The sequence below is a fragment of the Geomicrobium sediminis genome (assembly GCF_016908595.1).
GTDB classification, from domain to species: Bacteria; Bacillota; Bacilli; order Bacillales; family Marinococcaceae; genus Geomicrobium_A; species Geomicrobium_A sediminis.
This window is the reverse complement of the sequence record NZ_JAFBEC010000007.1, coordinates 119,516-131,162: the sequence shown is the minus strand read 5'-3', so window position 1 is coordinate 131,162 and position 11,647 is coordinate 119,516. Positions and strand designations below refer to the sequence as shown.

The following is an 11,647-nucleotide window of genomic DNA, read 5'->3' as shown; positions in this document are numbered from 1 at the left end:
ACAATGATTGAGGTGAAACGGATGGATAAGAATCGAATCATCGACTTGTTAGAAGAAGGGCACATCTCCATCCCGGTTGTATTTCTAGATTATTATGATGCACTAGGCATTCATGAGCGCGATATGATGTTACTGTTGCATTTACATCGTGAGATTTCAAAAGGGCAACACTTTCCGACGCCAGAGCAACTTGCACGGAAGATGTCACTAACAATTGACAGTTGTCAAGATGGGTTAAAACGATTAATGCAGCGAGGCGTCCTTTCGATTGAGCAACGACAAGATCATGGAATTGTCTATGAATCATATAGTTTACGTCCTTTCTATGAAAAAATTATTCTTTATTTAGAAGCTGAACAAAAAGACGAGCAAAAAAATGACTCGTTAGGTGGCGAACTGTATTCACTTTTTGAAAATGAATTCGGTAGACCATTATCACCGATGGAAATTGAAACACTCGGACTGTGGATTGATAAAGACAATTATTCATATGAACTAATTAAAGCAGCCCTTAAAGAAGCGGTTATTTCTGGAAAGTTGAATTTGCGTTACATTGATCGCATTCTCTTTGAATGGCAAAAGAAAGGCATTACAACACCAGAAGCTGCGCTGCAGGAGAGTATGAATTTCCGTAAAAATCAACGAAAGCCTGAATTAACAGGTGCTGGCAAACAAAGTCGAGAGCCATATCCGAACTACAACTGGCTTGAATCGGATTAAACAATAGAAGAGGTAAGACAATCATGCTTAGCAAAAAATTAACGACGCATGCGCTCGATACGATTGCGCATATGTATCCAGAAGCAGAATGCGAATTAACCCATAGTAATGCATTTGAACTGTTAGTTGCTGTCATTTTGTCAGCACAGTGCACCGATGCGCTCGTCAATAAAGTGACGCCAGGGTTGTTCGATAAATACAGACAGCCTGAAGACTATGTCAATGCCACACAAGAAGAGGTGGAAGAAGACATTCGTCGAATCGGTCTGTTTCGTAACAAAGCGAAAAACTTACGGAAGATGAGTGAATCGTTACTCGTTCATTATGGTGGGGAAGTTCCACAAGACCGCGATGAATTAATGAAACTTGCAGGAGTCGGGCGTAAAACAGCAAATGTGGTCGCTTCGGTTGCCTTTGATTTACCTGCAATTGCGGTTGATACCCACGTCGAGCGAGTGTCAAAGCGATTAGGGATTTGTCGCTGGAAAGATTCGGTATTAGAAGTAGAGAAAACACTCATGATAAAGCTTCCAGAAGATCGCTGGTCACAAGCTCACCATCAATTGATCTTTTTTGGTCGATACTTTTGTAAAGCAAGAAACCCTCAATGCGAATCATGTCCACTATTAGACATTTGTCGTGAAGGAAAAAAACGCGTGCCGGAGGAACAACGATGATGACAGCCGAACTACACAAGCTCGATGAATTAAAGCAGTCTTTGCCTTTTGGTGAGCAAGAGTCATGGCGTCTTCAGCAGCTAGAGAACAAGCTCAAAGGTGAAGATGTTTTTTCTGTTGCGATTTGTGGACATTTTTCAGCAGGGAAATCAACGCTCATAAATCAATTGCTCGGCGCAAATCTTTTACCGTCTAGTCCAGTTCCTACAACTGCTAACATTATGACGATTCAAGGCGGGGAAGAAACCACAATTCGAGCGATTAAAAACAACGGTCAAGAAGAACAGTTTCAAGGTCATATTCCGTGGGAAAAACTTCAGCAACTGGCTCTTGATGGAGATGGTGTGAAAGAAATTGTTCTCACCTTACCTTTACCGTTTTTAAAACGGAAGGTGACCTTGGCAGATACTCCAGGAATGGATTCAACAGATCCAACGCACGGTCGTTACACAGCAAATCAGCTGTTAACGACCGATGCAATCATTTATGTGACCGATTACAATCACGTTCGATCACAAACGAATTTACAATTTTTGAAGCAGTTGCAACGTGAAAACAAACCGTTTGTGATCGTTGTCAATCAAATCGATAAACATAACGACGATGAGCTTTCGTTTTCAATTTTTAAACACGGTTTGCTCGATATGCTTCAACGTTACGGTATAAAGCCAGTTAAAGTATTCACAACGAGTGCTAGAGCAAAAAACCACCCGTACAACGAGCTAGAGTCGTTTATCAATGAAACGCGTTCGTGGTTGTTTCATAGTGAAGCACTCATTGACGAATCTCAAAAGCGTATGCTAGAGAGCGCTGTAGAATCTTTACGCGATCGACTGTTTCAAGATCGTAGTGAACTCGATGATGATATTGCCAAAGAAATGGAACGAGCGGGCTATAGTGAAGACAATCAAAAACGCTACAACCATTTACAAAAAGAGCGTGCAGAAGTTGAAGGTAAGCTCCAAAAAGAATTGGACAACGTAAAACAATTTTTTACCGTTTTCTATAAACAAACGAACTTGTTCCCACATGACGTAACCGAACGAATGAAAGAATGGTTACGCGTGATGGACCCGTCATTTAAAGTTGGCTTTTTCGGATCAAAGAAGAAAAAGAAAGAACTTCAAGATGAGCATTTCACAGCGTACTACGAACTCATAAAGGACCGTTTTGAAGCGGAAATTCGCCTCTACCTCTTACAACGCATTAAAAAAGAGCGTTTGCCTGAAAATGTAGAAAAAATCGCAATTGATCGTTTTGAGCGAATGGAACTGCCGAGTGATTCTTCGTGGTATGAAAGCTTTATCAGTTCTGGTGAGAAAAATGATCAATACGTGTATCAATTGGCAAAACAGTTAAATCAGAGCATTTTAACGACGGTTAAACGCGACACTGAAGCGGTGTATGAAGCATTGCTTGATCAGCTTGATGAACGTAAAGAGCGAGCCATTGAAACGATTGAAAAAGAACTCGCAAGTTATGAAGAGCTTGAACAGATTGAAACAACGTTCGAGCAACGAAAGCTTGAAGTCAAAGAGCAGCTAGAAGTCGTTGAACAAAAAGCGGCAATGCTTGAAGATACGAGCGACTTTGAGGATCAGATGCAATGGTTGTTCAAAAAAACAACAGGGTTAGCCGGCGTTAGTGAGGATATTCAAGTTACTGAAGCTACTCCTTTGAAGAAAGCAGACAAGGCAGAAGAACAAGCGACAGCTGACGTTTTGGCTCCACGTTATACGGTCCGTGACCAAAGCGATTACGAAGTAATCAAGGAAACGTTAGTTGCTCATCGTAACGAAGAAGTGGAGCATGAGAATCGTAAGGCACTTATTGAGCGTTTAGATGCCTTTTCAGACCGTACGTACTCAGTCGTCGTCGCAGGTGCTTTTAGTGCGGGAAAATCAACGTTCTTAAACGCTTTACTAGAAGCAGACTTAATGCCAAGTTCACCGCACCCAACGACCGCATCGCTTACTGTCGTTAAAGCGCCAACAAAAGAGCTGCCGAATGAAACGGTGACCGTACAACTGAAATCACGAAAAGAATTAGAAGAAGAAGTCGAGCATGTCGCGTATTTGTGTGGAATGACACATACACTTGAATCGTTAAAGAATGCCGAAGGTCTCTCCATCCACAAAACCGATACGCTTGCTGAAAAGCAGTGGGTTGAGTATTTAAGAGCGCTACAGATGGGTGTGAAAAAAGACCATCTTGAGCCTGGGAGTACGCTACAATTATCGCTTAGTGATTGGCAAGAAATGGCAGTTGATGAATCAGAAGCATGTCTTATTGATTTTTCACACGTGTATTACCATTCAACATGGACTGACGCTGGCTTTGAACTGATTGATACTCCAGGAGTACAAAGTGTTCACGAACGACATACCCAATTGGCCATGAATGAAATTGCAAAGGCAGATGCGTTCTTGTATTTGATGTACTATCATCATGCATACTCAGATGCTGATGCTAAGTTCATGGAGAAAATTAAACAAATCCAGTCCCCGGATTATGTGCTCATCAATGCAAGTGATCTTGCGCATGATGAGGATGAACGAGAAGCTGTTGAAAGTCACGTCGTTGAGCAGCTTAAAACGAATGAACATCACGAATCAGTCGTCGTCTCAATTTCAAGTAAACGAGCGAGAATGAGTAATAATGAAGAAGGCATCGCTTCGTTTTTACAAGACTTTGATGAGCGTATGGAACCGAAGCTTCAATACCGAGCTCAAAAAGAGCTTGACAAACTTCTTGAAGATCATGCCGATCATTTAACGAAATGGATGCAATTTTTTGAGCTTCCTAAAGAAGTTCGTGAAAAGCGGAAAGCGACATTGACGTATCCTGCTGCACAAAAGCAAGAGGAATTACGAGCAGTAAAGGCTACACTTGAAGCAGAAGACATGAACATTCGATCGTTCGCCATTTATAGTCACAAACGTCTCGTACTACAATGGACGGATGAATTGAAGAAGCGACTTACACCAGCAGTCTTTCAAAGCGATCAAGCTCAAGAACGTGAAGAGAACTTGCGTGAGGAGCTTGAGAAGTGGCTAGAAGACGTGTCAAAGTCTTGGCAAGAAAACATCGTACAAGAGAACAAACGTCTACAATCCCTCTTCCATGAGCATGTGACACAGCTACAAGGCGTAACTGTTAATACGACTGTCGAGTTACAAGCAGCAAAAACGTTAAAGTTAACCAATCGCTTAAAAGAAGTCAAAGTGAAAAAGAACTTCTTAACGGACGAGAAATCAAGCCAATGGTTAAGTCAACTGACCGAAGCGCTTTCTAAGCAATTAAAAGCTACACTAGAAGCGTATAGCGAACGAGTGCGTGGCGAATGGAACGACCTCGTTACGAGTTATGTAAAAACATCAGAGAACGAAATTAAGAGAAAGAAGCAAGAAAACGAACAACAACTTCACAAATGGCTGCTCGATACACCACCAACAGAAAGTATCGAGCAAGAACGAAGTGCCATTCTAACGCATGTAAATAAATAAGTGAAAAGCAGCGTAGACGATGTCTATGCTGCTTTTTTACATCCATGGAAATAAAAAAGCCACTCTCCAAAAGAATTGCTGTGGAGAGTGGCTTTATGATCTTAACTTTTATTCGTCATTATCATCGTCTGAATCATCATCTTCTGGTGGTTCAGGTGTATCGTCTGTTTCGTCATCATCACTATCGTTCCCATCACCATCACCATCACCGGACTCATCGCCGTCTGTTGGTGGTGACGGTTCGTCTGATGAGTCAGAATCGCCATCTTCAGGGGAGGTAGAATCTTCTTCATCGACAAGGTCTTCATCGATTTCCTCTTCCTCTTCTTCCTCTTCCTCAGGCTCTTCTTCTTCAACGGCTTCGGCTATTTCGACGCTCGTTTGTGCGGTGTCGAGCGGTTGACCGTTGCGAGTCGCGACGACTTCGAAGCTATGGGTGCTTTCACGAGCGGGATCTGCGAGAATGAATTGTTGGTCACTGCTCGATTGAACTTCGCTCATTTCTTCACCGTTAACCCCATGACGTACTGTGAAGGTTACACCCTCCATTTCTTCTTCAGGGAAGCTCCAGCTTACGATGATTTGATTGTTGTCTTCATCAAATCCTGCTGTTAAGTCTGAGATTGCTGCTTCTACTTCAGGCTCAGGTGGTGTATCTGGTGTGTTACCACAAATGTAGAGCTCGCCACCTTGCTCACATACTGAATCAGGTCGTGAGAAGTCAGAAACATCCATCCCTTGGTGTACTTCTTGCATGACAATCCGGAAGATGTGTCGTGCAATTTCATGCTCAGCTCCTGATAGATAACCGTCGTTATTGTTGGCGTACCCAGTCCAGATCGACGCGGTATATTCAGGGCTGTACCCCGCAAACCAAATGTCTGGCACACCGCCTTGTGGGATGTTGAGACGGTTACGAGTGTCAGCATCAAAGTTTGAAGTACCCGTTTTACCAGCGAGTGGTAATCCTTGTACGTTTGCTTGATTACCTGTACCTCGTGGATCTGTGAGTACACCTTTAAGCATATCAGTCATCATATACGCTGTATAATCGTGCATCGCGCGATTCGGTTCTGGTGTTAAGTTGAGTTCCCGCTCATCACGAAATACGATTTTTCGAATACTGTGTGGTTCGTTATAGACACCATCATTACCGAACGCAGCATATGCACCTGCGATTTTCTCACTTGAAGTTTCAAAAGCACCAAGTGCATGTGCTTCGTAATAATTTTCAAAGTTAAAGCCTAGACTTTCTGCAAACTGGTGTGAGTTGTCAACGCCTGCTTCTTGATGTGCTTTGAGCGCTGGGATGTTTAACGATCGCACGAGAGCTTCACGCATCGTTACTTCACCGCTATAGTTTCCTGATGCGTTCGTAATCGATTGACCACTAGAATATTCATGGGGTTCATCGACAAGTGTATGACCGGTACCCCAACCATGTTCTTCAATCGCAGGTCCGAAGTCCATAAACGGCTTCACCGTAGAACCTGGATGACCGTTACCACGACTCGCATAGTTGAATCCTGCTTCAATTTCTTCACCGTGACGATCGCCAACCATAGCACGAATGCCGCCGGTTTCATTATCTAACAATGTGAAACCAACTTGGAATGACTCGTTGTCTGGATAGGAACTAATAAACTCATCGGTCTGAACGACACGCTCTGCAAATTCTTGTGCTTCTGGGTCAATCGTTGTGTAAATGTCAAACCCAGCAGCATAAAGATCACCGATAGAAAGGCCATCAATTTGTTCAATTTCATCACGCACGTGATTCATAAACGATGTATGCCCGATCGTATCATCTGCTGGCGTATGATTAATTTGATCGTGAATGGACGTGTTACGCGCCTCATCCGCTTCTTCACTTGAAATTAGTTCTTGGTCTTCCATCATGCCTACAATTAAATCTCTACGACTTTCGACATTTTCTGGATTGTCAATTGGATTATAAAAAGAAGGACGTCTCGGTACTGCAGCAAGTACTGCTGCATCAGCAACCGTTAGCTCACTTAAATCTTCTTTACCGAACCAACGAATGGAAGCTTCACCAATTCCGTAAGCGTCAGAGCTAAAATAAATAATGTTTAAATACATTTCAAGAATCTCATCTTTACTGTACTGACGCTCTAATTGAAATGCTAACCATTGTTCTTGAAGCTTTCTAGAGATTGTCTTGTCCGCGCTTAAAAATGCGTTCCGAACAACTTGTTGTGTGATTGTACTTGCACCTTCAGAACCAAATCCACCAGTAATGTTGGCGACAACAGCTCCTCCAAGACGACGTACATCGATTCCCATGTGATCATAAAAGCGCATGTCCTCAACCGCAACAAAGGCGTTGCTCACATGTTCTGGAATTTCTTCAATGGAACGATAACTTCGTTTTTCGGCACCGTGTAATCGGCCGAGTTCGTTGTCGTTAACGTCGTATACGGTGGCCCCTTCAGCAAGCATCAGCTCTTCAGGATCTAACTCTGGTGCGCCACTAATAATGGCAGCCGCAGTTGCACCTCCGGCAATTAGACCAACGCCCATGATTACGAATAAGCTAATCAGTATTTTTTTCCATATGGATTTTTTTTGCTTCGGTTTTTTGTTCTTTTGTTGCTTTTTGTTTCCTGATTGTTGTGCACGACGTTTTTCTGTTCTCGACGTGTATTCACTCATCGTACTTCCCTCATTTCTCAAAAACCTCAATGAATTTGTCGCTGTTCGCCGAAAAATGTTACACGTTCAGTCGAAATAATTGTTCCACAGCAGGCAAAAAGTCAATAGTAGGTAAAATGCTTGGGTTCACAAAGATTCCAAGAGTTGCAATGTCATCTTTTTTTATTGATTTACGATCGGTTTCTGTTTTAAGCTTCATAAAATCTTCGGCTTTTAACACATACGTTTCTTTAGAATGAGCAAATCGTAGAATTAAGAAAGCAAGGCCACCGTGTGCAGTGACTGCATTTAAATGTTCCATCTGATGGTCATGAATATTCTTCAGTGGAAACGATTGTTTTTGGTGGGTTTCTTTTGCTTCAAAATCCAAATGATAGCCTTTATAGATCCCATTGTAGTCTGTCGTAGACGCCTGGCGAAAATAAGCTTCAGTAATTTTAGCTCGAGTTCGTTTCGGGTAGTCAACAGAAACAATTTGTACAGGAGTAGGTTTTTTATGGATCACCGCTTTTCCGATTTGTAAGTAATGATGGATGGAGGCGTTAAGGTCATCTTCAAGTGTCATGCCCCGGTTTGCATTTCCATCATCGGTTTTTTTTGATGTGGTCACTTTCTTTTCATACAACTTACCGTTTGGGTAACGAAAAGCCAATTGAGAACAATCCTTTCCGTCTAATAAAAATTCAATCATTAATAATAGCATAAATAGAAGCTGTTACAAGGAAAAAGTTTTTAAGACATTCAATTTCATGTTAAAATTTCTATGAATGACTGAGGTGAAAACATGAGTGAAAAGTTAATGAACATCGGGTTTGGAAATGTTGTTCCGAGTGATCGCATCATCTCTATTATACAACCCGATTCGGCACCAACAAAGCGTTTAATTCAACAATTTAGAGAGCGAAAGTTAGTCATTGACGCAACGAACGGACGAAAGACTCGAAGTATGATCTTATTAGATAGTCAACATATTGTCTTGTCTGCCGTTCAACCTGAGACGATTTCGCAGCGGTTAACTGAAGATTAATCGCACAATTCTACAACTGCGCGTTCATTTTTGCGTTTTAAGAGAACTTTTGTAGAACAGAAAGCAGTTTTGTCAGCCTTAAAGGAAATGAGTTTTTAACCTTGAATGTTTGGAGTAAGCATATAGACGAGACGATGTTTGTCTAACATTCAAGGGGGTTGATTCTCTTATGAAACTCGCAAAAACACAATACGTTGCTGATCAACTAAACGTGGCACCAAAGACGATCCAAAATTGGGTTCGTAAGCACGAGGTACCTGTAATTACAAATGACCGAGGTCATTATTTATATGACGTGTTGGCAATTGAGAAGCTAAGACAAGTGAAGGAGCGGCAATTACCGGACCGAGAGCCTGTGTTGCAAGAACTTGCTACGATCAAACCATCAGAAGATGAGAAGGCTTTACTTAAAGCGTCAACTCAAGAAGCAGAAAAGCGTATGGAAGATATTATTAAGCGTTTAGATCATTTAGAGCGAATGATAGAGCAGAAAGCGGATGAAGTTGTGAGTTTTCAACTGTTAAAGCACCGCACGGAATTAGACGATGTTCAACAATCAGTGAAAAGCATCGAAGACCAATTAACAGTGATTGAACATCAACAAATTGAAAAAGCGGAGAAGGAGAAAACTGTACAACCTAAATCACTCACTCCAAGAAAACGTCAGAACATCTTTTCATTTAGCTAAATGATCACCAATTAAAAAAGGCACGGTGGTTGTTAATGAGTAAAGAAATACAGGAGCTGCAAACGACGTTACGAAGTGACATGCAAAAGGCGAAAGACTTTCAGCAACGTCAAGCGAACGGAGAATCATTTGATTTTAAGGAAACGATCGTTCCGTTCGTAAACGAAGTCCAACAGCGCACAGAAGAGTGGAAAGAGCTTGTCCATCAATTCGTTCAAGCTGAACCGATGCAAACGTTAAACGCTACACAAGTTGAGCACACCTATGAGAATATGTATGTCATTCCAACGGAATCATTCCAAAAAACGATGCGAGAGCAACGGTTTATTGAACGAATACAAGCCGTCTTTTACGTGCTAGACCTCGTCGAAGAAGAAATTCAAACAGCAAGCGAACGTTAGTCGAGTTTGAGTGACGTTTTTAATATGTACGTTGTATCTGAGATAAGTAAACACACTGAACGTTAAGTAGATCTGCTTAACGTTTTTTTGTATGGCGGTTTTTCAGTCTAAGTGTATGAGGTTAGAAAAAACCAACGTGTAACTTTTTCGTAGTCAGTTATTTTTTTCCACTGGTAATGGTAGATTACTTTGGTTGGAAATTCACCTTACACTTTTTACATTTGAGCGTATAAATTTGTCATATAAAAAACCGGTTGCGGATGTGTCCGCAACCGGTTGCTCTTTAAAATCTTCCTGATTTGAGGATCGAATATAAAATGAGCAAAAACATAAAAAATGAAACGACAAAGCTAATTTCTATCACAGGTAATTGGACTAAAAATGAGTTTTGATCGCCAAATGAAGAGCCAATAATGAGCCCAACCATAATAATGCTAAACGCCAAAAGTGTAATACTAAACGAAATCCGGTTACTGATGCGATCAAGCTTTCTAAAGAACAAATTGATCTTTGGCATGCGTACTTCTAATGACAAGTCATCGTCACCAATCCGATCAACGGCTCTTTTCACAGAGTCGGGGAGGGCGAGAATCGTCTTCGATTGTTTTTTAGCATCACGATAAAGCTCTTTCGTCCAGCTTTTCGGATTTAATCGTTCGCGGGCAAGCTGCCTACCGTAAGGTTCGGCAATTTCTACGATGCTAAGATTCGGATCAAGTCGCATTAAAATGCTTTCAATCGTTATGACTGCTTTGGCAAGCAGTGTGTATTCTTTATAAATGCGAATGTTATAACGATGAGACGCGGCAAAGATGTCTCGAATTGCCTCGCCAATCTTAATGTCTTCAAACGATTGCTCGTAGTACTTGTCGAGAAGAAATTCGACTTCTTCGCCAAACTCCTCATGGTCAACCGTATCAGGGACGTCTGCCATCGCATAAATCGTGTCTGTAACTTCACGAATGTCACGACGAGTCATCGCGATCACATAACTGATGAACTGATTTCTCATCGTCTTATTCAAGCGACCAACTTGACCGAAGTCAAACATACAAATCTGATCATCTTTCGTAATGCTAAAGTTACCTGGATGAGGATCACTGTGGAACAATCCGTCAATCAACACTTGATGTAAAAACGCATCAGCAAGTTCACGGGCATAACGATTCCCTTGTTCTTCATTTTCAGGATGCCAATCATGCAAGCTAACCCCGTCAATAAATTCCATCGTAATCATTTTGCGAGTGCTATACTTTTCATAAATGCTTGGAATGGTGATCAAGGAGAAATCAGCCATGTTCGCACGCATTTTCTCCGTATTTCGCACTTCGATCGTATAGTCCGCTTCATTTCGAATGGCTTCCGCAAATTCATCAGCGATTTCCTCGAGGCGATAATACTCTGCCCAGCGAAAACGTTGTGTAAAAAGCTTTGCTAAGTCATGTAAAATGTCTAAATCCTTCTCAATCGTTTCTTTAATGTTAGGCCTTGCAACTTTTACAGCAACGACCGAGCCATCGAATAATGTCGCACGATGTACTTGACCGATTGATGCGGCTGCAATAGGGGTCTCATCAAACGATTGATAGGCTTTATGTAATGGCATGTTTAGTTCTTCTTCAACAATGTTCTTTAGTTCGCTGAATTTAAACGGCGGTACATTGTCTTGAAGCTCAACTAGTTCATCGACGATATAGTTCGGAAAGAGGTCTTCTCTCGTACTAATCATCTGACCAAGCTTAATAAACGTGGGACCAAGCTCTTCGAGAGCGTTTCGAATCCGCTCTCCGATGAGCCGATAGTTAGGGTCGCTAGGATTGGTAGCGAGTCGTTTCGGTAAAGAAAGGACGTGAAATAGACCAACTTCTTTAAGGACATAACCGAAACCGTGTCTTGCTAAAACGGTTACGATTTTACGGTAGCGGTTTGCGTGTTTTAAACCGTTGGAAAGCAAT

9 protein-coding genes are annotated in these 11,647 nt (G+C 41.7%); 6 read left to right on the top strand and 3 right to left on the bottom strand.

The annotated features are described in order from the left end of the window. Positions 1-21: 21 nt before the first annotated feature. From JOD17_RS12565 to JOD17_RS12555, 3 genes are read left to right on the top strand one after another with little or no spacing between them, the layout of a single operon-like run. Entirely contained in the window at positions 22-720 is a 699-nt protein-coding gene (locus tag JOD17_RS12565; RefSeq protein WP_204698177.1) for a DnaD domain-containing protein, read from the top strand. Positions 721-743: 23 nt separating this feature from the next. Next, positions 744-1,397, top strand: a complete 654-nt coding sequence (gene nth / locus JOD17_RS12560; protein WP_204698174.1) for an endonuclease III — start codon at positions 744-746, stop codon at positions 1,395-1,397. Next, positions 1,394-4,903, top strand: a complete 3,510-nt coding sequence (locus JOD17_RS12555) for a dynamin family protein (RefSeq protein ID WP_204698171.1) — start codon at positions 1,394-1,396, stop codon at positions 4,901-4,903. The genes nth and JOD17_RS12555 overlap by 4 nt, the downstream gene beginning before the upstream one ends. 108 nt (positions 4,904-5,011) lie before the next feature. On the opposite strand, the gene JOD17_RS12550 is transcribed toward JOD17_RS12555, so the two are convergent. Beyond that, the gene (locus tag JOD17_RS12550; protein WP_204698168.1) at positions 5,012-7,576 is read right to left on the bottom strand and encodes a transglycosylase domain-containing protein; all 2,565 of its coding nucleotides are present in this window, start codon (positions 7,574-7,576) and stop codon (positions 5,012-5,014) included. A gap of 58 nt (positions 7,577-7,634) precedes the next feature. Beyond that, positions 7,635-8,228 carry a Holliday junction resolvase RecU gene (gene recU / locus JOD17_RS12545; RefSeq protein ID WP_204698166.1) on the bottom strand — a complete coding sequence of 198 codons (594 nt, stop codon included), beginning with the start codon at positions 8,226-8,228 and terminating at the stop codon, positions 7,635-7,637. Positions 8,229-8,360: 132 nt separating this feature from the next. On the opposite strand from recU, the gene JOD17_RS12540 reads away from it, so the two are divergent. The 3 genes from JOD17_RS12540 (at position 8,361) to JOD17_RS12530 (ending at position 9,692) form a co-directional block, all read left to right on the top strand. Further along, positions 8,361-8,603 carry a DUF370 domain-containing protein gene (locus tag JOD17_RS12540; protein WP_042359220.1) on the top strand — a complete coding sequence of 81 codons (243 nt, stop codon included), beginning with the start codon at positions 8,361-8,363 and terminating at the stop codon, positions 8,601-8,603. A gap of 169 nt (positions 8,604-8,772) precedes the next feature. Then, on the top strand, positions 8,773-9,291 hold the full coding sequence (locus JOD17_RS12535) for a MerR family transcriptional regulator (protein WP_204698164.1): 519 nt from the start codon (positions 8,773-8,775) through the stop codon (positions 9,289-9,291). A 35-nt stretch (positions 9,292-9,326) separates the two neighbouring features. Continuing rightward, entirely contained in the window at positions 9,327-9,692 is a 366-nt protein-coding gene (locus JOD17_RS12530; RefSeq protein WP_204698162.1) for a DUF1798 family protein, read from the top strand. A gap of 283 nt (positions 9,693-9,975) precedes the next feature. Here JOD17_RS12530 and JOD17_RS12525 read toward each other — a convergent pair whose 3' ends face one another. Beyond that, positions 9,976-11,646 (bottom strand): ABC1 kinase family protein, encoded by a 1,671-nt coding sequence (locus tag JOD17_RS12525; RefSeq protein ID WP_204698160.1) that lies wholly within the window; start codon positions 11,644-11,646, stop codon positions 9,976-9,978. Position 11,647: the final 1 nt, after the last annotated feature.